At 67.6% G+C, this 21,414-nt stretch carries 22 protein-coding genes; 11 read left to right on the forward strand and 11 right to left on the reverse strand.

Annotation, left to right across the window (positions count from 1 at the left end; genetic code table 11):
- Positions 1 to 3 precede the first annotated feature (3 nt).
- Together B9N75_RS03415 and B9N75_RS03420 are read left to right on the forward strand one after the other, a co-directional pair.
- Positions 4 to 894: an SDR family NAD(P)-dependent oxidoreductase gene (locus tag B9N75_RS03415; RefSeq protein ID WP_172840797.1), complete on the forward strand. Its 891-nt coding sequence runs from the start codon at positions 4 to 6 to the stop codon at positions 892 to 894.
- A gap of 203 nt (positions 895 to 1,097) precedes the next feature.
- The gene (locus B9N75_RS03420) at positions 1,098 to 1,289 is read left to right on the forward strand and encodes a hypothetical protein (RefSeq protein ID WP_085217537.1); all 192 of its coding nucleotides are present in this window, start codon (positions 1,098 to 1,100) and stop codon (positions 1,287 to 1,289) included.
- Here the strand turns inward: B9N75_RS03420 and B9N75_RS03425 are convergent.
- Positions 1,284 to 2,456, reverse strand: coding sequence for a glycosyltransferase family protein (locus B9N75_RS03425; RefSeq protein ID WP_085217538.1), 1,173 nt, complete (start codon positions 2,454 to 2,456; stop codon positions 1,284 to 1,286). The two genes, B9N75_RS03420 and B9N75_RS03425, sit on opposite strands and share 6 nt — an antisense overlap.
- An 8-nt stretch (positions 2,457 to 2,464) precedes the next feature.
- Complete coding sequence (locus tag B9N75_RS03430; RefSeq protein WP_085217539.1) at positions 2,465 to 3,220, reverse strand: competence/damage-inducible protein A; 756 nt, start codon at positions 3,218 to 3,220, stop codon at positions 2,465 to 2,467.
- 73 nt (positions 3,221 to 3,293) lie between these two features.
- Here B9N75_RS03430 and map point away from each other — a divergent pair, with 73 nt between their 5' ends.
- The 6 genes from map (at position 3,294) to glnA (ending at position 7,428) form a co-directional block, all read left to right on the forward strand.
- Positions 3,294 to 4,124: a type I methionyl aminopeptidase gene (gene map / locus B9N75_RS03435; protein WP_085219378.1), complete on the forward strand. Its 831-nt coding sequence runs from the start codon at positions 3,294 to 3,296 to the stop codon at positions 4,122 to 4,124.
- A complete protein-coding gene (locus tag B9N75_RS03440) occupies positions 4,117 to 4,824 on the forward strand; it encodes an energy transducer TonB (RefSeq protein ID WP_085217540.1) in 708 nt (235 codons plus the stop codon). Before map ends, B9N75_RS03440 begins: the two co-directional genes overlap by 8 nt.
- A gap of 10 nt (positions 4,825 to 4,834) precedes the next feature.
- On the forward strand, positions 4,835 to 5,224 hold the full coding sequence (locus B9N75_RS14240; protein WP_085217541.1) for a DUF6356 family protein: 390 nt from the start codon (positions 4,835 to 4,837) through the stop codon (positions 5,222 to 5,224).
- A gap of 56 nt (positions 5,225 to 5,280) precedes the next feature.
- Positions 5,281 to 5,619, forward strand: a complete 339-nt coding sequence (locus tag B9N75_RS03450; protein WP_085219379.1) for a P-II family nitrogen regulator — start codon at positions 5,281 to 5,283, stop codon at positions 5,617 to 5,619.
- Positions 5,620 to 5,632: 13 nt separating this feature from the next.
- Positions 5,633 to 5,845 carry a helix-turn-helix domain-containing protein gene (locus B9N75_RS03455; protein ID WP_085217542.1) on the forward strand — a complete coding sequence of 71 codons (213 nt, stop codon included), beginning with the start codon at positions 5,633 to 5,635 and terminating at the stop codon, positions 5,843 to 5,845.
- A 170-nt stretch (positions 5,846 to 6,015) separates the two neighbouring features.
- Entirely contained in the window at positions 6,016 to 7,428 is a 1,413-nt protein-coding gene (glnA, locus tag B9N75_RS03460; protein WP_085217543.1) for a type I glutamate--ammonia ligase, read from the forward strand.
- A gap of 122 nt (positions 7,429 to 7,550) precedes the next feature.
- On the opposite strand, the gene B9N75_RS03465 is transcribed toward glnA, so the two are convergent.
- The 7 genes from B9N75_RS03465 to B9N75_RS03495 all read right to left on the reverse strand — a co-directional run bounded on the left by B9N75_RS03465 (position 7,551) and on the right by B9N75_RS03495 (position 15,271).
- Complete coding sequence (locus B9N75_RS03465; RefSeq protein WP_085217544.1) at positions 7,551 to 7,817, reverse strand: PepSY domain-containing protein; 267 nt, start codon at positions 7,815 to 7,817, stop codon at positions 7,551 to 7,553.
- A 51-nt stretch (positions 7,818 to 7,868) separates the two neighbouring features.
- Positions 7,869 to 8,330 carry a hypothetical protein gene (locus B9N75_RS03470; protein ID WP_085217545.1) on the reverse strand — a complete coding sequence of 154 codons (462 nt, stop codon included), beginning with the start codon at positions 8,328 to 8,330 and terminating at the stop codon, positions 7,869 to 7,871.
- Between the two features lie 91 nt (positions 8,331 to 8,421).
- On the reverse strand, positions 8,422 to 9,714 hold the full coding sequence (locus B9N75_RS03475; protein ID WP_085217546.1) for an MFS transporter: 1,293 nt from the start codon (positions 9,712 to 9,714) through the stop codon (positions 8,422 to 8,424).
- Between the two features lie 4 nt (positions 9,715 to 9,718).
- The gene (locus B9N75_RS03480) at positions 9,719 to 10,348 is read right to left on the reverse strand and encodes a hypothetical protein (protein ID WP_085217547.1); all 630 of its coding nucleotides are present in this window, start codon (positions 10,346 to 10,348) and stop codon (positions 9,719 to 9,721) included.
- Positions 10,345 to 11,748, reverse strand: a complete 1,404-nt coding sequence (locus B9N75_RS03485; protein WP_085219380.1) for an amino acid permease — start codon at positions 11,746 to 11,748, stop codon at positions 10,345 to 10,347. Before B9N75_RS03485 ends, B9N75_RS03480 begins: the two co-directional genes overlap by 4 nt.
- A gap of 79 nt (positions 11,749 to 11,827) precedes the next feature.
- On the reverse strand, positions 11,828 to 13,273 hold the full coding sequence (locus B9N75_RS03490; protein ID WP_157123672.1) for a M48 family metalloprotease: 1,446 nt from the start codon (positions 13,271 to 13,273) through the stop codon (positions 11,828 to 11,830).
- A gap of 177 nt (positions 13,274 to 13,450) precedes the next feature.
- The gene (locus tag B9N75_RS03495) at positions 13,451 to 15,271 is read right to left on the reverse strand and encodes a DUF885 domain-containing protein (protein WP_085217549.1); all 1,821 of its coding nucleotides are present in this window, start codon (positions 15,269 to 15,271) and stop codon (positions 13,451 to 13,453) included.
- A 98-nt stretch (positions 15,272 to 15,369) separates the two neighbouring features.
- On the opposite strand from B9N75_RS03495, the gene B9N75_RS03500 reads away from it, so the two are divergent.
- The 3 genes from B9N75_RS03500 to B9N75_RS03510 all read left to right on the forward strand — a co-directional run bounded on the left by B9N75_RS03500 (position 15,370) and on the right by B9N75_RS03510 (position 20,039).
- The gene (locus B9N75_RS03500) at positions 15,370 to 16,386 is read left to right on the forward strand and encodes a quinone-dependent dihydroorotate dehydrogenase (RefSeq protein ID WP_085217550.1); all 1,017 of its coding nucleotides are present in this window, start codon (positions 15,370 to 15,372) and stop codon (positions 16,384 to 16,386) included.
- Positions 16,387 to 16,486: 100 nt separating this feature from the next.
- Entirely contained in the window at positions 16,487 to 18,202 is a 1,716-nt protein-coding gene (gene ggt, locus B9N75_RS03505; protein ID WP_085217551.1) for a gamma-glutamyltransferase, read from the forward strand.
- A gap of 46 nt (positions 18,203 to 18,248) precedes the next feature.
- Complete coding sequence (locus tag B9N75_RS03510) at positions 18,249 to 20,039, forward strand: AMP-dependent synthetase/ligase (RefSeq protein WP_085217552.1); 1,791 nt, start codon at positions 18,249 to 18,251, stop codon at positions 20,037 to 20,039.
- Between the two features lie 153 nt (positions 20,040 to 20,192).
- On the opposite strand, the gene B9N75_RS03515 is transcribed toward B9N75_RS03510, so the two are convergent.
- Both B9N75_RS03515 and gloB read right to left on the reverse strand, forming a co-directional pair.
- Positions 20,193 to 20,609 carry a hypothetical protein gene (locus B9N75_RS03515; protein WP_157123673.1) on the reverse strand — a complete coding sequence of 139 codons (417 nt, stop codon included), beginning with the start codon at positions 20,607 to 20,609 and terminating at the stop codon, positions 20,193 to 20,195.
- A 28-nt stretch (positions 20,610 to 20,637) separates the two neighbouring features.
- Positions 20,638 to 21,366, reverse strand: coding sequence for a hydroxyacylglutathione hydrolase (gene gloB, locus B9N75_RS03520; protein ID WP_085217554.1), 729 nt, complete (start codon positions 21,364 to 21,366; stop codon positions 20,638 to 20,640).
- Positions 21,367 to 21,414: the final 48 nt, after the last annotated feature.

Here is a 21,414-nt window from a genome sequence, read left to right on the forward strand (position 1 = left end):
ACGATGAAGGAAACAGCACGGCGCGCCGCAATCGTGACCGGCGCAGGCGGTGGGCTCGGCGCGGCCTTCGCCACCGGGCTGGCGCGCGCGGGATTGTCAGTGCTGGTCAACAACCGCCACCGCGGCGACGGCGCGCCTTCCGCCGATGCGCTGGCAAACCGGCTGACGGCGGAAGGCCTTAGCGCCGCACCCGATCGCCATGCCGTCGATGCGCCGGGGGCCGCACAGGCGATTGTCGAAGCGGCACTTGAGGCCTTCGGGCGGCTCGACGTGCTGGTGCTCAACGCCGGCATCAACGGCGCCGCTGGGAAGATCGGCGCCGCGCCGCCCGAGGATCTGGCCGAGGTGATGGCGATCAACTTTTTCGCCAATGCCGCGCTCGTCTCCGCCGCGCTGCCGCACATCCAGGCAAGCCCCGCGGGCCGCATCCTCTTTGTCTCCTCGACCGCGGGTCTTCACGGTCTCCGCGGGCGTGCGGCCTATGCGGCGTCGAAGGGTGCGCTCAACGCCTATGCCGTTTCGCTTGCCGACGAGCAGCGGCGCGCGGGCGTCGGCGTCAACGTGCTGATGCCTTATGCCGAGACCAAGATGACCGGCGGCGCAGCGGGCGACGCGCTGATCGCTTTCCCGCCCGAGCGAGTCGCGCCGGCCGTCGAATGGCTTACGAGCGCGGACTGCACCGACACCGGCCAGCTTTGGGTGGCGGGCGGCGGGCGCTATCGCCGTGCTTTCATGGTCGAGACGCCGGGTGCCGGCGATGTCACGGGCAACGCGGCCTGGATCGCGGACCGGCGCGACGCCATCGCCGACCGCAGCGAGGCACGCATTTTCCGTGGGGGCGAGGCCGCTTTCGCCGACATGCTGGGCGACGTGCAGGCAATGGCAAAGGGCTGATCCGCCTGTGCCATTTGCGCAACGCTCCACGCGATAGTGCGACGCGGACGGGAACAAGCCGCCTCTAACTTAGGTTATGCCCCCGACTGTCGCTCCGTTCGGCGAGCGGTCCTGTGCTTTCTCCATCGCATGATGCGGCATGTTCGCCGCAAGGAACCTGCCTTCGCCCCTCCGCCGGGCGAAGGCAGAACCGACCAAGAGCAATGACCACGACGCCGCCATCCCCAAAGCAGCAACTGCACCCGGCACCTTCCGGCGCCGATTATCTGCGCGAGCAGGCGGCGCGGTCGCGGCGGCTGGCGGCGTCCACGCCTGATCGCGATCTCGCCAATCGCCTCAACGCCATCGCCGACGATTTCGACCGCGAAGCGCGCGCGATCGACCGCCGGTCATAGCAGCGATTCCACGGCGTCCACGGTGCTCTCTTCCATCGTCCGGTCGTAGCGCGCCTGAAAGACCGGCGCCGCCGCCCGCGCCCGCGCCGCCAACGCCTCGTCCTCGTACAATTGCACCAGCGACCGCGCGAACGCCTGCGGATCGAGATCGAAGGCGCCCACATAGCCGCCGAGGTTGAGGCGGGTAACGGCGCGGCCGTGGATCAGCTTCTCAAGATCGAGATGCATCACGACATGCGGAATGCCCATCAGCAGCCCCCCGCAGACGAAACCGTGCCCGCCGTGCGAGATGAGGATGCGCGCCCGCCGCCCGATCTCGGGAAGCGGCAGCGGCTGCGTCTCGACCGCGAAACCGAGCCGCCGCAGCTCGGCGCGATAGGCCTCCCCCACGCCGGTCGCATAGACACGCACCGGCAGCCGCGACAGCGCGAGCCCCTTCCAGATCGGCGCGTCGATCGACAATTGCTCGGGCGTATAGACGAACACCTCGCGCCCGCCGCCGGGCGACAGCTCGGGCGGCGGATCGGTTAGCGAGGGCTTGGACATCGGCCCGGTCCGCCATTCGGCATAGGGATCGAGCTCGGCATAGGTGGCCGGCATCTCGCGATCGGCCTGGAAGAGCTGCGGCAGGGTCTCGATCGGCGTTGCGCCTCCCAGCCGCGTCGCTTCCCGCGCGCATTCGATTCCGAAATCCTCGGCATAAGCGTGCGGCTGGCCGGTGAGGCTCGGAAAGCGCGGCATGGTCGAGGGCGGCGTGTCGAAACCGGTACCCGCCGAGACCGTCCGCACCTTGCCGCGCGCCGCGGTGAGCAGGAACGGCGCGAATTCGGCGATGATCGCATCGGGGCGGATCGCCGTGAGCATCCGGTCCCAGCTCCGCAACATCGCACCCACGATCGGCGGCTCGTCAAGGCCGAGGCGCAGCACGATATCCGCCATGCTGTGCGATATGACGCGCGGCTTGGCGGTGTTGATGAGAAGGCGCGGCGTGATCGGCGCTGGCCAGACCGGATCGCCGCGCGCCACCTCCGGCGCGACGACATCGACCCGCTGCACCGCGAAGCTCAGGCGATGGCCGCGCCGCCGCAGCTCACGCGTGATCTGCGCCAGCCGCACCGCATGGCCGCGATTGCCGCCGAGCTCCCAGCCGATCAGGATATGCGCCATGCGCGCGTTCAGATGCCGCCGGACACCGGCGTGCGGCCCGCCGCAACCAGCCGGGCTTCGAGATCGGCGACGCAGCCGTCGAGCGCCGCGGCGTCGGCACTGCGCACGACGAAATTGGCGCCGACTTTGCCGTCGCGGAAGAAAGGATAGCTGCCGATCTGGCATCCTTCGTGCGCCTTCTCGGTGTCGCGCAGCAGGTCCGCTACCTCGCTCTCGGGCACCCAGCAGCCGATCGTTTTCGACAGCAGCGGACGCCCGCCCTCCAGCGTCCCCGACAGCGCCTCCAGCATCAGCGTCGCGATATGCGGCACGCCGGCGAGGATGAAGATGTTGCCGGTGCGGATGCCCGGCGCGCCGGACATCGGATTTTCGATCAGCTCCGCGCCCGCGGGCACCCGCGCCATGCGGAGTCGCGCCTCGGTCAGCCCGCCGCGCGTAGCGTAGTGCGCCTCCAGCACCGCGCGCGCCTTGGGATGCACTTCGACCCCGACGCCGAGCGCGCTGGCGATTGCGTCGACGGTGATGTCGTCGTGCGTCGGCCCGATCCCGCCGGTGGTGAACAGATAGTCGTTGCGGGCCCTGAGCGCATTCACCGCCTCGACGATCGCTTCTTCGACATCGGGCACGATCCGCACCTCGGCGAGTCTTATGCCCTGCAGGTTCAGCCAGCCCGCGATCTGCGCGACGTTCCTGTCCTGCGTGCGGCCCGAGAGGATCTCGTCGCCGATGATCGTCAGTCCAGCCGTCCAGATCCGCTCGCTCATCCCTGCCGCATATCCAGTTTTGCGGCGTGCGGCGAGGGTGGTTCGCATGCCCCTTCATCGCTATATGGCCGGCATGACCGAATATCAGACCATAGAGCGCGAGGATGTCGCGACCTATCGCAGCGGCGCGATCAAGCTGCACGGCGCCGAAGGCTTCGAAGGCATGCGCAAGGCCGGCCGTCTTGCCGCCGAGATCCTCGACATGCTGGTGCCGCACATCGTCCCCGGCGTGACGACGCAGGAGATCGACGATCTCGTCCACGCGCATATGATGGCGGCCGGCGCGATCCCCGCGACGCTCGGCTATCGCGGCTACAACAAGAGCTGCTGCACCTCGATCAATCATGTCGTCTGCCACGGCATCCCCGGCGATCGCGCGCTGAAGGACGGTGACATCGTCAATATCGACGTGACGCCGATCCTCGACGGTTGGCACGGCGACACCAGCCGCATGTATCTGGTCGGCGACGTGCCGCTGAAGGCGCGGCGGCTGGTCGAGGTCACCTACGAATGCCTGATGCTGGGGCTGGAGCAGGCGCGGCCCGGGAACCGGCTCGGCGACATCTCCGCCGCGATCCAGCAGCATGCCGAGAGAAACCGCTATTCGGTGGTCCGCGATTTCTGCGGCCACGGCCTGGGCCGCGTCTTCCACGATGCGCCGGAAGTCGTCCACGCCGGCCGCCCCGGCACCGGCCCCGAGCTACGCCCCGGCATGTTCTTCACCGTCGAGCCGATGATCAACCTCGGCAAGGCCGCGACCAAGGTGCTGGAGGACGGCTGGACGGCCGTGACCCGCGACCGCAGCCTCTCCGCCCAGTTCGAACATTCGATCGGCATCACAGACGGCGCCTGCGAGATTTTCACCGCCAGCCCCAAGGGCCTCGACGCCCCTCCTTATGCGTGACGGCCGCTCGTTCCTGCTGCTGATCATTGCCGGATTTGCCGCAGCAACAGGCGCGACATCCGCAGAGGCTCAGCAGAGACTGGGCGATCCCGAAGCGTGGGTTACCGGCGCAGACTACCCGGCCGCTTCGATCGCGCGGAAGGAACAGGGGCCGGTGACGGTCGACCTCGACATTTCGCCCGAAGGCCGCGTCGCCAAGTGCAAGGTGGTATTCGCTTCCAAGAACCCCGCCCTCGGGAAGGCGACCTGCGCCGCCCTCGAACGGCGCGCGCGATACACGCCGGCCGGCAGTCCGGACGGGACCCGGGTGGCTTCGAAGGATACCTACGCAGTGCGATGGCGCATCCCGCCCGAGCAGACGCGCGCGCTGGAAAGCGATTTCGGCGGAGCGGTCGCGATCGGCAGTCCGTCGATGTGGTTCACGGATCGCGACCTGCCCGATCGCATGGCGAAGCGATCCGGTTCGGGGTCGGTCGGTCGCGCTGGCGTTCGATATCGGCCGGGATGGACGTATCGGGCACTGCGAACCGGTTGGCCCCAGCGGCGACGCGGCTTTCGATACGCGAAGCTGCGCGCTGCTAAAGTTGCGGGCTCGATTTGCAATGCCACGCGACGAGCGCGGTCGGCCGCTTGCAACCAAAGGAAAGGTCGTGGTCCATTGGAGCGTCCGCTGATTTGCGAACGCGTCCATCGGCGATAGACTGCGCCCCATGCCCGGCCTGATTCCCGACAGCCGCGACCATCTCGACGAGGTGGGCGAGGATTATTTCGAGCATATGGGCTTCGCGCTCGCGGTCGGGCGGCACATGGCGCTCGCCGGCATCGCGTGCATGATCCATGCGCTGGTCCCCGCGCTCTTCCCGCGCACCGCCAGCACCGCGATCCGCGACCTCCATGCCGTCATCGAGCATCGCGGCGATACGCGCTTCCTGCGCAGGAACGATGGCGGATTGTTGATCCTCCTCACGCTCCTCGCGCTTTATGCGGCCACGCTGCCGTGGATCGCCGGATCGGACTGGTTTGTCGCCGCCCCGGTGTCCGCGCTAGCGCTCGGCTTCCCGATCGCCTTCGCGCTGGGCCGTGAAGCCGAACCTGCCTAGTTGCGCCACCTCGCGGCCGGACTATGTTGCGGCGCAAAGGCCAAGGAACAAGCGACGTGAAGAAGATCGAGGCGATCATCAAACCGTTCAAGCTCGACGAGGTGAAGGAAGCGCTCCACGAGGTCGGCGTCTCGGGCATCACCGTCACCGAGGCGAAGGGGTTCGGCCGCCAGAAGGGCCATACGGAGCTCTATCGCGGCGCTGAATATGTCGTCGATTTCCTGCCCAAGGTGAAGCTGGAGGTGGTGGTGGATGACAATCTCGCCCCCCGTGTCGTCGAGGCGATCGCCAATGCCGCGCGCACCGGGCGGATCGGCGACGGCAAGATCTTCGTCACCACGGTGGAGGAAGCGCTGCGCATCCGGACCGGCGAGCGCGGGTCCGACGCGATCTGACCCTTCGCGCCGCATGGTAGACGATCCCCGCCTCGCTTCCATGTCGCCCGAGGAATTGCGGGCGGCGATGCGGACGCTCGGCTATCGCACCCAGGCCGACGTCGCCTCCGCGATCGGTGTCAACCGCTCCACGGTGAGCCTCTGGCTCGACGGCAAGGTCGGCGTGCCGCGCCCAGTGGCGATGCTGCTGCGCATCCTCGTCTCGGCGCAAAGACGCGCGCACTGAGCGCGCCCGCGGCGCAATTTCCTTCTCCGCACCGCTATCCACGTGAATAGTTCACCGCGGCGCACGCAGCGGTGGACGACTCGGCCTCATGATGGGAGGAAGGCGCCACGCCGCGCCGCGACATCCCCCGCACGCGGCACTCTCTCAACCGCACGAAGGCAGGCATCCCCATGGCGAACGACGCAGGCACCATCCTCAAGCGCATCAAGGACGAGGAGATCGACTGGGTCGACCTTCGCTTCACCGACCCCAAGGGCAAGTGGCAGCACCTCTCGATGTGCTCGGGGCTGATCGATGAGGACCAGCTCACCGACGGCTTCATGTTCGACGGCTCCTCGATCGGCGGCTGGAAGGCGATCAACGAGAGCGACATGATCCTGCGCCCGGATCTCGACGCCGTCTATGTCGATCCCTTCTCGGCGACGCCGATGCTGATCCTGTTCTGCGACGTGGTCGACCCGGGCACCGGAGAGCTCTACGCCCGCGATCCCCGTTCCACCGCCAAGCGCGCCGAATCCTATGTGAAGTCGATCGGCGTGGGCGACACCGTCTATGTCGGCCCGGAAGCCGAATTCTTCCTGTTCGACGATGTCCGCTTCGAGGACGGCTACAACACCAGCTATTTCCGCATCGACGACATCGAGCTGCCGACCAATTCCGGCCGCGAATATGATGTCGGCAACATGGGCCACCGGCCGCGCGCCAAAGGCGGCTATTTCCCCGTCGGCCCGGTCGACAGCGCCGTCGACATCCGCGGCGAGATGGTCTCGACGATGATCGAGATGGGCCTGCCGATGGACAAGCACCATCACGAGGTCGCCGCCGCGCAGCACGAGCTGGGCCTCACCTACGGCACGCTGGTCGAGACCGCGGACCGGATGCAGATCTACAAGTACGTCGTCCACCAGGTTGCGCACGCTTATGGCAAGACGGCGACGTTCATGCCCAAGCCGATCGCGCAGGACAACGGATCGGGGATGCACACCCATTTCTCGATCTGGAACGGCGGCAAGCCGAGCTTCGCGGGCAACGGCTATGCCGGCCTGTCGGAGATGGCGTTGTTCTTCATCGGCGGCGTCATCAAGCACGCCCGCGCGATCAACGCTTTCACCAATCCGACCACCAACAGCTACAAGCGCCTCGTGCCGGGCTTCGAGGCGCCGGTGCTGCTCGCTTATTCGAGCCGCAACCGCTCCGCCTCGTGCCGCATTCCTTATGGCTCGGGCGAGAAGTCGAAGCGCGTCGAGTTCCGCTTCCCCGATGCGCTGGCGAACCCCTATCTCGCTTATGCGGCGCTGCTGATGGCCGGGCTCGACGGCATCCAGAACCGCATCCAACCCGGCGATCCGATCGACAAGAACCTCTACGATCTGCCGCCCGCGGAGATGGTCAACGTGCCGACCGTCGCGGGTTCGCTCCGCGAAGCGCTGGTCGCCCTGCAGAACGATCGCGAGTTCCTGACCAAGGGCGACGTCTTCAGCGAAGACCAGATCGACGCCTATATCGAACTCAAGTGGGACGAGGTCCTTCGCTGGGAGACGACCCCGAGCCCCGTCGAGTTCGACATGTATTACAGCTCATAAGGGCATTCGCTCCCAAGCCGTCATGCTGAACTCGTTTCAGCATCCATGCCGATGACGATCGCGATCGTCTCCAAGATGGACCCTGAAACGAGTTCAGGGTGACGGCCGAGGAGAGACGTTGGTCAATCGTCGCGCTCGCGCTTGACGATCTTCATCGTCTTGGGATCGATCTTGATGTCCCAGCGGACATTGTCCTTGCCGCGGGCGTCGTCGACCTCCCAGCGCGGGCCGTCGTCGTCGAGCTCGACTTCCTCCCAGGAGACGAAGCCGTTGGCGCGCAGCACCTTCTCGACGGCAGCGCGCTCCTGCGCATTGGGCGCGCGATCGGCGAGGGCGGGCGTGGCGATCAGCGCCGCAGCCGCGGCAGCGATAAAGAGGCTCGGTTTCACGTCGGTCCTTTCGTTCGGGAATGATACTTGCCGAACGGCCCGAACGCCCGCTTAGTTGCGGATTGGTCGCAAATAGTGCGCCGCGATCAGCCCGATCGGCAGCCCGACAAGCAGCATCATGAATGCCATCGCACGCTGGATGTGGCCGGGCTCCAGCACCGGGAACATCTCGGGCCAGCGCAGCGGCAGCACCACCAGCTCCATCACAATGTAGACGCCGAGCCCGTAACTGAGGCCCCAGAGGACCGGCTTCTCGATCAGCATCGGCAGCCGCCGCGCGGCTAGGACGAAGATCGTCACGATCACCGCCATGATCGTATAATGGACGGCGGCGCCGGCGATGGCCGCGCCCGCGCCGCCCTGCCGCACCGCATCCCCGAACGGGCCCGAGGCGACGAAGCGCAACACCTTGCCCGCCGACCCTCCGGCCAGGATCGAGGATAAGCAGGCCGCCGTCAGATCGAGCGTGCCCGCCACCAGCGTGCCCGCCGCTATCGCCTTCGCCTCGCCCATTGCCGGTCTCCCTTGGTGCAGCCCTGCTAGCGCCGTGCCCGCCGCGGCCGCGCCGCGGTTCGACCGGGCGCGGGGCGGCTTCGACGAAGCGTCAATCCTCCAGGATCAGGCTGTGGTCGCGCGTGTCCCGCATCCGCAGATACACGATCAGCGACAGCCCGATCATCCCCGCGACATACCAATAGAAGGCACGCTCCACCCCCCAGTCCTTGAGCTGGAAGGCGACATATTCGGCCGTCCCGCCGAACATCGTGTTGGCGATCGCATAAGGCAGCGCGACGCCCAGCGCGCGGATGTGCGCGGGAAACAGCTCGGCCTTCACCACCGCGTTGATCGACGTGTAGCCGGTGACGATCACCAGCGCGCCGAACACGAGCGCGAAGGCGGCGACGGGATCGCGCACGCTCTCCAGTGCGGTGAAGATCGGTACGGTGAAGATCACCCCGAGCACCCCGAACGCCACCATCACGGGCTTGCGCCCCACCCGGTCCGACAGCGCGCCCGACAGCGGCTGCAGGCACATGAAGAGGAACAGCGCCAGCGTCATCACCTGGCTCGCCGTCTGCCGGTCGAAGCCCGAGGTGTTGACCAGGAATTTCTGCATGAAGGTGGTGTAGGCGTAGAAGGCGAGCGTGCCGCCCGCGGTCAGCGCCATCACCAGCAGCGCCTGGCGCGGGTGATCGCGGAAGAGGTTGATCCCGCTCGATCGCGGCGCGTCGCTCGCCTTGGCGTTGGTGAAGCTCTCGGTCTCGGCGAGGCGGCGGCGGATGTAGAAGACGACCACCGCAAGCACCGCACCCAGCGCGAAGGGGATGCGCCAGCCCCATGCTTCGAGATCGGCCTCCGACATCGCGAACTGGAGCAGCAGCAATATGCCGAGCGCGACGAGCTGGCCCGAGATCAACGTGACATATTGGAAGCTTGAATAGAAACCGCGGCGGCGCTTGCCCGCCATCTCGCTGAGGTAGGTCGCGCTCGCGCCATATTCGCCGCCGACACTCAGCCCCTGCATCATCCGCGCGATCACCAGCAGCGCGGGCGCCCAGGCGCCGATCGACGCATAGGTCGGCGTCAGCGCGATCAGCAGCGAGCCGAGGCACATCAGGGTGACGCTGACCGAGAGACCGGCCTTGCGCCCATGCCGATCGGCATAGATGCCCATGATCCACGCGCCAATCGGCCGCATGACGAAGCCGACCGCGAAGATCGCCGCGGTGTTCAGGAGCTGCGCGGTCTGGTCGCCCTCGGGAAAGAAGACCGGCGCGAAATAGAGTGCGAAGGCGGCGTAGACATACCAGTCGTACCATTCGACCAGATTGCCCGCCGATCCGCCGATGATGGCACGGATGCGGTGCGGATTGGCGCGAACGACGTCGTTGCTCATGCCGCTAGCGTCCCACCGTGATCGTCTTGATCTGCAGCGTGAAATAGGGCTGTTCGCGCTGGCTGATCTCGATCCGCCGCGGCCAGACCATTCCCGCGACGTCGATGCGGCCCGAGAAGCGGAACCGCTGGTTCACCGGCTTCGGACTGCCTCCCGGATCGATCACCACGTTGCGCGCGCCGATCAGCCGCCCGCCGCGATCGAAGCGGAAGGTGGTGGAAGGAATGTCGGGCGCGGACCCGCCCAGCGTCACGCTCTCGCCCGCTCGCGTGGCGGAAAGCGGAATGGCCTGCTGCATCAGCGCGTAGATCGCGAATTGCTGCTTCTCGTGGCGCCACATCGGCTCGGGCATTTCGGTCCGCTCGCCGTTGACCTCAAGCCAGCCGCCCTTCTCGCCGACTACCAGCGAGCGGCGCCTCTCCGGCCCCTCGGTCAGCAGCCAGGTGTCCGACCGCGCCTCGCGGAACGGCGTCATCTTGGTCTCGACGCCGATCTCGACCGGGCCGGTGTTGGTGTGGACGATCGCCGTGCCGGTCCACGACAGCGGCTTCGGCTCCACAGCCTTGGGCGCCTCGGGCGCGGGCTTGCACGCGGCGAGCGCCGCCAGCGCGATCAGCGCCGCGATCCGCCTCACGCCTTGCGCGCCAGGCTGTGCCGCGCGCCGTAGCCGAAATAGAACAGGAAGCCGACGACATGCGCGAGGACGAAATAGAGCTGCGTCGACTGCGGCAGGCTGAGGAACAGGTAAAGGCAGCCGAGGATCGCAATCCCGCCGACGATCGGCGCCGCGGGCGTGCGGAAGGTACGCGGCGCATCCGGCGCGCGGCGGCGCATGATGAGCATGCAGAGTGCCACTGCGGCGAAGGCGGTGAGCGTTCCCGCATTGGCGAGCGCGGCCAGCTCGGCGAGCGGGATGAACCCGGCAAGCACTGCGACGATCGATGCGGTGAAGATGGTGATCCGCACCGGCGTGCCGCGCGACGACACTTTCGCCAGGCCCTCCGGCAGCAGCCGGTCGCGCGCCATGACGAAGAAGATGCGGCTCTGGCCGTAGAAGAAAGCGAGGATCACGGTCGGCAATGCCACCACGGCCGACACCGCGAGGAAGGTCGCCGCGCCGCCCTGCCCGATCTCGCGCAGGATCAGCGCCAGCGGCTCGGGGCTGTTGGCGAAGCGGGTGTAGGCGATCGCGCCGATCGCGCAGGCCGCGACGGCCATGTAGATGGCGATGCAGATGAACATCGATCCGACGATGCCGATCTTGAGATCGCGGGCGGGATTCTTGGTTTCCTCTGCCGCGGTCGCGATCGCGTCGAAGCCGTAGAAGGCGAAGAAGATGATCGCCGCCGCCGCCATCACGCCACGCTCGACGCCGTCCGGCCCCATATGCTTGGCGAAGCCGAACGGGCTGAACGGCTCGAAATTGGCGGCGTTGAAATAGGGCAGAGTGACCGCGACGAAGACGACCAGCGCAAGCACCTTCACCACCACCAGCGCCGCGTTCACCGTCGCGCTCTCGCGGGTGCCGACCATCAGCAGCCCCGCGACGACCGCGATGATGAAGATCGCCGGCAGGTTGATGATGCCGCCCAATTCCGGCCCCTGCATCAAGCTCATCGGCACGCCCAATGAGGCCTGCAGCAGCGGCGCGGCATAGCCCGACCAGCCGACCGCCACCGCGCTCACCACCAAACTATATTCGAGGATCAGGCTCCAGCCGATGATCCAGGCGAACAGCTCGCCGATCACGACGTAGGAATAGGTGTAAGCGCTGCCCGACTGCGGGATCATCGTCGCCATCTCGGCATAAGCGAGCGCGGCGGCGGCGCAGATCACGCCGGCGATCACGAAGGAGACGATCACCGCAGGCCCGGCCTTGTCAGCGCCGACACCGATCAGCGTCAGGATGCCGGTGCCGACGATCGCGCCGACGCCCAATGCGATGAGATGCGGCCAGGATAGAGTCGGCGTAAGCCTGTGCTCGGGTGCTACTTCCTCCGCGATCATCGGCTTGCGCGCGTTCCAGCCTGCCATCCGCCCCTCCTGTTCGATGCGGCGCGCACCATGACGAGGAATGCCCGCGGCGTCCATGCCCCCCAACCCGGCGAAGCGGCTAGCGGTAGGTGACGACTTTCACGCGCTGCCCCGGCTCCAGCGTCGCGCCGGCGTCCAGCGCGTTGAGCATCAGGAAGCGGTCTGCGGGCCGCTCGGCTGCCATCCGTCCGGCGAGGCTCTGGACCGTATCGCCTGGACCGGCGCGGACGATGCGGATTTGGCGCGGGCGGAGCTGCGCCGCTTCCTCCGCCGACAGCAGCCGGAACGATCCGAATAAGGCATCGAGCGCCGCGCTGCCCGCTTCCGATGCGACCAGGAAATGATAGGCGCCGCCGTCCCCCGCATCATAGGCCGCGACGGTCAGCTCGGCATTGCCCTGCGGCGTCGAGACGCGGAGCGGCAGCAGCACCGCCGAGAGGCCGTTGATCCGCGTCCGCCGCACCGGCCCGGCCTCCGCCGCCATGCCGCCGAGCGCGCCGCGCGCCAGCGCCTCGGCATAGGCTTCGAGGCCGCCGGGCGGCATCCGTCCGCCGGCGAACTCGCCGCGCAGACCGCCCGGCCCCTCGATCATTATCGCCTGCGGGCTGTTGGTGAGCGTGAAACCCGGCGGCGCCTCGAACGCGATGCGCATCACGGGGTGGAGGAAACGCCGGCCGATCACGAAGCCCTGCTGCGGGTCGTCGCCGTAGAGCATCCCGTCGAGCTCGGTCAGGAACGGCTCGACCTTTTCCGGCAGCGCATTGTCGGCAAGGCCGGTCGCCTTGGCCGTGGCGGAGGCGCGCTGAATGCGGTTCTCGGTCAGCGGGTGCGTCATCGTCCATTCGGGCATGCGCCGCGCGGCATTCTCGTCCGCCCCCGCGGCGGCGAACTTCTCCTGCCGGGTGAGCGCGCGCAGCATGTCCGCCGCCTCGTAGGGGTCGTAGCCCGCCGCTTTCATGTAACGGATACCGAGATCGTCCGATTCATATTCCTGGGTGCGCGAGTAGCGGAGCGTGAAGAACTCCGCAGCCTGGCCGGCGATGCGGGTCAGCGCCTCGCTGTCGGTGATGAGGCCCACCGCGATCACGCCGAGCTGGCGGAGCAGCGACCGGTTCTGCTGCCGCGCCGAATGGTCGGCGACGATATGGCCGAGCTCGTGCCCCAGCACCGACGCCAGCTCGGCCTCCGAATTGACGAGGCCGACCAGTCCGCGTGTGACGTAAATGTAGCAGCCCGGCACTGCGAAGGCGTTGACGACATCGCTGTTGACCAGCGTAAAGGTGCATTGCCCCGGCAGCCCTGCCGCATCGGCGATGCGCTCGCCGACGCGCGTGACATAAGCGGCCTCCGCCCCATCATAGGCACCGCCGAATTCGGCGAGAAGCTGCGGATGCGCCTCCGCCCCCTGCGCCCGCGCGCCCTCGCTGATCGAGGGCTGATAATCGGGGGTCTGCTGGGAGCCGCAAGACGCGGCGAACAGGGCGGCAAGCAACGCGGCAGGGATACGCATGGCGCTGCTACGCATGATCACGGTGTTGGTTGCGCGAGGACGTCTTCCCCTCCCTGCAAAGGGAGGGGCTAGGGGTGGGTCCGGCGTTCTTGCGGGCTCGATGCCCGTGAGAACGCCCCCGGAGGTCCGAGAGTGCTCGCTATCGCTCGCGACCCACCCCCTAACCCCTCCCTTGCAGGGAGGGGAGAAAACTCACCCCGCCTTTCGTTCCGCAACCCACGCAGCCACATTCTTCTCGAGGATATCGAGCGGCACCGGTCCGGGCAGCAGCACGGCGTCGTGGAAAGCCTTGATGTCGAAGCGGTCGCCCAGTTCCTTCCGGGCATTCTCGCGCAACTCCATGATCTTGAGCTTGCCGATCATGTAGGCGGTCGCCTGACCGGGATAGACGATGTAGCGCTCGATCCCTTTCTCGATGTCGCCGTCGGGGTTGGGCGTATTGTCCTTCAGCCACTGGATTGCCTCCTCGCGGCTCCAGCGCTTCGAGTGCAGCCCGGTGTCGACCACCAGTCGCCCGGCGCGCCACAGCTCCATGCCCAGCCGGCCGAAGTCCGAATAGGGATCGGTGTAGAAGCCCATGTCCTTGGCCAGCTCCTCCGAGTAGAGGCCCCAGCCTTCCGAATAGACGGTCGCGCCGCCGAAGCGGCGGAACGGCGGCACCTTGTCGCCAAGCTCGGTCTGCACCGATCGCTGGAGGTGATGCCCCGGTACGCCCTCGTGATAGGCGAGCGCCTCAAGCTCGGTCTTGGGCATGTCCTTGAGGTTGTAGAGATTGACGTAATAGGTGCCCGGCCGCGACCCGTCCGGCGCCGGCGAGTTGTAGAAGGCCTTGCCCGCCGATTTCTCGCGGAACGCCTCCACCGGCTTCACCACCAGCTCGGACTTCGGCAGCGTGTTGAAATAGTTCGGAAGCGCCGCCTCCATGCGGGTCAGCGCCTTGTCGACTTCCGCCAGATAGGCCTCGCGCGTCGTGTGATAGTAGCGCGGGTCGGTGCGGACGTGCTCGAAGAATGCCTTGAGATCGCCCTTGAAGCCGACCTGCTTCATGATCGCACGCATCTCGTCATGGATGCGCTTGGTCTCCTTGAGGCCGATGTCGTGGATCTGCTCGGCGGTGTAATCGGTGGTCGTGTAAAAGCCGAGCCGCTCGTTGTAATAATCGGCGCCGTTGGCGAAGCGCCACACGCCGTCGTCGGTCGGCGCGATCGCCTGCTGGCGCTCCATCTCGGCGACGATCCGGCCGTAGGCGGGCTTCACCTTCTCGACGAGCGCCTTGGCGCCAGCATCGATGATCCGCGTCTTCTCCGCCGCCGGAATGTCGAGCGCGTTCACCTTCTTCTTGAGGTCTTCGTAGAGCGCCGAATCCTTGCCACTCTGATCGAAGGGCGCGCCGGTGACGACATTCTTCGCGTCGCTGATGACATAAGGATAGACCCACTTTGGCGGCATCACCCCAGCATCCGCGCGCGCCTTCGCCTCGGCCAGCGACTGATCGATCGCGACATCCATCGTCGCCAGCCGGCTGACATAGGCTTCCGCCGTCGCCTGGTCCTTCACGCGGTGGATGTTGATGAGGAAGGCAGGCAGGCCAGACTGCACGCCATTCATCTGGTCGAAGATGTAGCCGTTCTTGCGGAAGCGGAACGCGCCGGACGAGCGCTGGACCATATTCTCGAACAAGTCGTAGGAAAGCTGATCTTGCGGCGAGAGCGAAGCGCGCGGGAATTTCGCCTTGAGATCGGCCAGCGTGCGCTCGGCGAGCTGCTGGCGCTGGACGTCGGCGGCGTCCGACTGATCGCCCCACTTGCCGTAATCCGCATCGATGATCGCGCGATAGGCCTTGGCGCGCGGCGACAGCGCCAGCGACGCCTTGTCATAGGCTTCGAAGAAAGCGGCGAGCTCGGCATTGGCGGGCCGCTGGGCGGTCGCGCTTGCAGCGGGCGCGGCGTTCTGGGCCACGGCGGCGGGAGCGGCGAGCGCAATCAGCGCGGCGGACAGCATCAGGCGGGTCATGGGGGCGGGTGATCCTCTCTTGGACGGTCGTATCCGGTATACCGTAGCGTCCGAGGAGGCGCTTTGACCAGTGCGGGAACCACTGCCATAGCGCCGCCATGACCCTCTATCGCGCGCTCACCCCCCTACTCTTCCGGCTCGACGGCGAGCGCGCGCACCGCCTGACGATCGCCGCGCTGAAGGCCACGCCGCTCCCCGCGCGCGCCGCTCCGCGCCTGCCCCTCCGCGTCGCGGGCCTCGACTTTCCTAACCCGGTCGGGCTTGCCGCCGGGTTCGACAAGGATGCCGAGGTGCCCGCCGAAATGCTCGCGCTTGGCTTCGGCTTCGTCGAGGTCGGGACGCTCACCCCGCTGCCGCAGGCGGGCAATCCGAAGCCGCGGCTGTTCCGGCTGGCGGAGGACCGCGCGGTGATCAACCGGATGGGCTTCAACAATGGCGGCCAGGCTGCGGCGCACGCGCGGCTCGCGCGGCGCGGCGCTGGGATCGTCGGCGTCAACATTGGCGCCAACAAGGACAGCGCCGACCGCATCGCCGACTACGCCAAAGGCGCGGCGGCGATGAAGGACGTTGCCGATTATCTTACCGTCAACATCTCCTCGCCCAACACGCCGGGCCTTCGCGCGCTGCAGGACAAGGGGGCGCTCGACGAACTGCTCGCGGCGGTGATGGCGGCGCGCGAGGCCGCCGGGCCGCCGGTGTTCCTCAAGGTCGCGCCCGATCTCGAAAGCGCCGACGTCGACGACATCGCAGCGGTCGCCATCGCGCGCGGGCTCGATGCGCTCATCGTCTCCAACACCACCATCGCCCGCCCGCCGCTCCGTTCGCGTTACGCGAGCGAGGCAGGCGGCTTGTCGGGCGCACCGCTCAAAGGCCCCGCGCTCGACAAGCTCAAGGCGTTCCGCAGCGCTACCGGCGGCGCGCTGCCGCTGATCGCCGCAGGCGGGATCGAGAGCGGCGCCGATGCCTATGCCCGCATCCGCGCCGGCGCGAGCCTCGTCCAGCTCTACTCCGCGCTGGTCTACGAAGGCCCCACCCTCGCCCGCCGCATCGTCGCCGAACTCGCCGCGCTACTGAGGCGCGACGGCTTCGCCAGCGTCGCAGAAGCGGTGGGCTGACCGTCCTGTTCCCCGGTTAACGCCGGGGCCCAGCTCACAGCGCATAGCCTCCTTCAATCCCCCGCTTCCCAAGCGCGGCAAAAGCGTTACGGTCGCCGCCATGTTGCGCCGGATTCTGCCCGCCTTCGCCGCTGCCGCGCTGATGCTCGGCGGATGCGCGTCCCCCGCCGTTTCCGAAGCCCGGCCCGCCGCGACCGCAAGTGCCAAGGGGATGGTCTCCGCTGCCGATCCACGCGCCGCGGCGGCAGGGGCCGAGATTCTGCGCAAGGGTGGTAGCGCGGCCGATGCCGCCATCGCCACCGCGATCGCGCTCACCGTCGTCGAGCCGCAATCCTCGGGCATCGGCGGCGGCGGCTTCCTCGTCTATCACGACGCCAGGGCGGGCGGCCTTTCCACCTATGACGGGCGCGAGACCGCGCCCGCCGCCGCGACGCCGCAATTGTTCCTCGATGCCGCGGGCAAGCCGATGCCGTTCCGCGAGGCGGTGCCCGGCGGTAAGAGCGTCGGCGTCCCCGGCAATTTCCGCATGTTCGCGCTGGCGCACGAGCAGCACGGCCGCCTCCCCTGGGCGGCGCTGTTCGAGCCCGCGATCCGTCTCGCCCGCGACGGTTTCGACGTCACACCGCGGATGCGCGAGATGATCGCATCGCGCACCGATCATGTCGGCATGACGCGCGGCGGGCGCGACCAGTTGCTCGATGCATCCGGCGCGGCGAAGGCGGTCGGCACCCGCATCCGCAATCCTGACCTCGCCGCCTTGCTCGAGAGCGTCGCGAAGCGCGGCCCCGACTATTTCTACACCGGCGCCCCTGCTGAGGCGCTGGTCCGCACCGTCACCACCGCCGCCAAGAACCCGTCGGCGATGACGATGGGCGACATGGCGAGCTACGACGCCAAGGAGCGCGACGTGCTGTGCGGCACGTATCGCGGCTATCGCATCTGCGGCATGGGACCGCCCTCGTCCGGCGCGACCACCGTCTTCGCGATCCTGAAGCAGCTCGAGCGGTTCGACCTGAAGGCGCTCGGCAAGGACAGTCCCGAGGCCTGGCACCTCATCGCCGAATCCATGCGTCTCGCTTATGCCGATCGCGAGGCCTATCTCGGCGATCCCGATTTCGTCCGGGTGCCGGTCGCGGGGCTGATGGACCCGGCGTACCTCGCCGGCCGCTCCGCCTTGATTTCCGCCGACAAGGCGATGGCGGAGGCGCGCGCGGGCACCCCCGCCGGGGCGCCGCGCGTCGGGGTCACCGCGAGCACGCCGGAGGCCGGCACCTCGCACCTCGCCGCAGTCGACCGCGACGGCAATGTCGCCTCGCTCACCTCGACGATCGAAAGCCCGTTCGGATCGGGGCTGACCGTCAACGGCTATTTCCTCAACAACGAGCTCACCGATTTCAACTTCGTGCCCGACAAGGGCGGCGCCCCCTCGGCCAACCGCGTCGAGGGCGGCAAGCGGCCGCGCAGCTCGATGTCGCCGAGCATCGTCTACGCGCCCGACGGCAGCGTACGGCTCGCGGTCGGCGCGGCGGGCGGCGTCACCATCATCGCGCAGGTCGCCAAGGCGATCATCGGCGTGATCGACTGGGATCTCTCCGCGCAGGAGGCGCTCGCGCTTCCGCAGATCGTGGCGATGGGCAACAATGTCCGTGTCGAGCGCGGCACCCCGCTGGAAGCGATGATCCCGGCGCTCAAGGCCAAGGGCCAGAATGCCGTCGCGGCAGCGCCCGGGTTCAAGGCCAATGCGATCGAATGGAAGGGCGGCCGCTGGGTCGGCGCCGCCGATCCGCGCAGCGAGGGCGCTGCGGTCAGCGAATGATCAAGGGAGCACCGACGCGGGCAAACCGCGCGGCACGGGAGGATTGATGCGCCAGCTCGAACATTTCCCCAACCTCGTCACCATGTTTTTCACGCGCGCCGCGGAGAAGGGCGACGCGCCGTTTCTCTGGGCGAAGCATGAAGGCACCTGGGCATCGATAAGCTGGCGCGAGGCGGCGGAGACGGTCTCGCGCCTCGCCGCCGGGCTGCGGCGGATCGGCCTCAACCCCGGCGACATGGTGATGCTGGTGTCCGAAAACCGGCCCGAATGGTGCATCGCCGATCTTGCGATCATGGCGGCCGGCTGCATCACCGTGCCCACCTACATCACCAACACCGAGCGCGACCATCAGCATATCCTAGACGACAGCGGCGCGCGCGCGGTGATCGTCTCGACCAACAAGCTCGCGCGCACCCTCCTCCCCGCCGCGCTCCGCGCCCATGCCTGCGAGCATGTCGTGTCGATCGAGCCGATCCCCTCGGGCCAGGCGTCGACCCTCGCCATCCATCGCTGGGACGATGTGATCGGCGGCGAAAGCGCCGACGTCGCCGGCTGCGCCGCGGGCGCTAATTTCGAGCGGACCGATCTCGCCTGCCTCATCTACACCAGCGGCACCGGCGGCGCGCCGCGCGGCGTGATGCAGAGCCACGGCGCGGTCCTCCACAATGTCGAGGGCTGCACCAATGTGATCTCCGAGGATTTCGGCTGGCACGACGAGGTCTTCCTGTCCTTCCTCCCCGCCAGCCACGCCTATGAGCACTCCGGCGGGCAGATGTTCCCGATCGGGCTCGGCGGGCAGATCTATTATTCGGAAGGGCTGGAGAAGCTCGCGTCCAATATTGAGGAGGTGCGGCCCACCATCATGGTCGTCGTGCCGCGACTGTTCGAGGTGCTGCGCCAGCGCATCCTCAAGACGGTGGAGAAGCAGGGCAAGGTCTCCAACTATCTGATGCGCCGCGCGCTTTCGATCGGCGCCAAGGAATATGGCGGCGGCGTGCCGCTCTACGACCGGCCGATGGACCTCTTCCTCTCGCGCACGCTCCGCCCCAAGATCGCGAAGAAGTTCGGCGGTCGGATCAAGGCGATGGTCTCGGGCGGCGCGCCGCTCAATCCGGAGGTCGGCATTTTCTTCCACTCGCTCGGCCTCACCCTGCTCCAGGGCTACGGCCAGACCGAGGCGGGGCCGGTGATAAGCTGCAACCGCCCGTCGGCGGGCCTCAAGATGGATACCGTCGGCCCGCCGCTCAAGAATACCGAGGTGCGCATCGCCGAGGACGGCGAGATCCTGGTCCGCGGCGAGCTCGTGATGCAGGGCTATTGGCGCAACCAGGCGGAAACTGCGCGCGCCTTGCAGGACGGCTGGCTCCACACCGGCGACGTCGGCCATATCGACGAGAAGGGCCGCATCGTCATCACCGATCGCAAGAAGGATCTGATCGTCAACGACAAGGGCGACAATGTCGCGCCGCAGAAGGTGGAGGGCATGCTCACTCTCCGCCCCGAGATCGTCCAGGCGATGGTGGTGGGCGACAAGCGGCCCTATGTCGTCGGCCTCATCGTCCCCGATCCTGAATGGACCGCGGAGTGGGCGAAGGAGCACGGCAAGCGCAACGATCCCGCGGCGCTGCGCGAGGATGCCGCCTATGTCCGCGCGCTGGGCAATGCGGTCGACCGGGTCAACGCCGAGCTGTCGGTGATCGAAAAAGTCCGCCGCTTCATTCTCGCCGACGAGCCGTTCACGGTGGAGAACGAGCAACTCACCCCCTCGATCAAGGTCCGCCGCCACGTCCTGAAACAGGCCTACGGCGAGCGGCTCGACGCGCTCTACAAGCGCTGACCCTGTCGTCATTGCGAGCGCAGCGAAGCAATCCAGCGGCGTCTGGATTGCCGCAGCGCTCCGCGCCTCGCGATGACGGTCGTTCCCCGGCGAAAGCCGGGGTCCAGTCGCTAGCCTCTGTTGCTGGGCCCCGGCTTTCGCCGGGGAACAGGCTCAGCCACCCCGCCGGTAAGGCACGAACTCACCCAGCGGGCAGCCGGCATATTCGATGCCGCTCACCGGATCGAACGCCACCGCGATGTCGCCCGAGCACAGGTTGGTGCTCACCGTCCGCGTCTTGATCGCGCGGCCGAATTCCAGCGAGGGACAGCCGCCCGAGGGGCGGTTGACATATTTGGTGCTGCCCGGCCCGTCGAACACGATCACCTGACCGCCGAACGTCTTGCTGGCGCCGAGATCGAGCTGGCGCACGCAGCTCTGCGGCTGGCCCGGCGTGCGGCCGGCGAGCGCGCGCTCCAGCCCGGCCTGGTCCTTTTCCGATAGCGCCGGTGCGGCCCGATCCGGATTGGCCGAGGCGGTCATCGAGCAGGCGGCGAGCAGCACGGCGGATGCGCTAAGGATCATCTTCATCGTCATTCTCCAGTCCCCGCTCAACGCGTCAGCCGCGGAAACTGTCCTTGGCGGCGCGCAGCGCAGCTAGCGCCTCCGCCGATGACGCGCGCATGAACGGGTTGGTCGCGCGCTCGGCGCCGATCGTCGTCGGCACCGTCGCCTCGTCCGCCGCACGCGCCGCCTCGACTGTCTCCATCCGCTTCACGAGAGCCGCATTGTCCGGATCTACGCTGAGCGCGAAGCGGCCGTTGGAGAGCGTATATTCGTGCGCGCAATAGACCGCCGTCTCTTCCGGCAGCGCGGCCAGCCGTTGCATGTTGGCGAACATCTGCGCTGCATCGCCCTCGAACAGCCGCCCGCAGCCCATCGCGAACAATGTGTCGCCGACGAACGCCACCTTCGCGTCCGGCAGGTGGATGCTGATGTGCCCCGCAGTATGCGCCGGCGTTTCCAGCACCACGCCTTCGATGGTGCCGATCGTCACGCGATCGCCCTCCGCCACCTGCCGGTCGAGCGTCGGTATCTTCGCCGCCTCCGCCGCCGGGCCGGTGATCGTCGCGCCGGTCGCCGCCTTCACCGCCGTATTGCCGCCGGTGTGATCGGGGTGCCAATGCGTGTTCCAAATCTGGCTGATCGTCCAGCCGCGCTTCTCCGCCTCGGCGAGCACCGGCTCGGCTTCGGCAGGATCGACCACCACAGTCTCGCCGGAGACGGGTTCGTGAACCAGCCAGATGTAATTGTCGCTGAGCGCTGGGATGCGGACGATATCGAGCATGACGCTATCTTAGCGCCGCGCGACGCAAAAGTCGCGCTCTCCGACGGC

It is taken from the genome of Allosphingosinicella indica, assembly GCF_900177405.1.
GTDB lineage: Bacteria > Pseudomonadota > Alphaproteobacteria > Sphingomonadales > Sphingomonadaceae > Allosphingosinicella > Allosphingosinicella indica.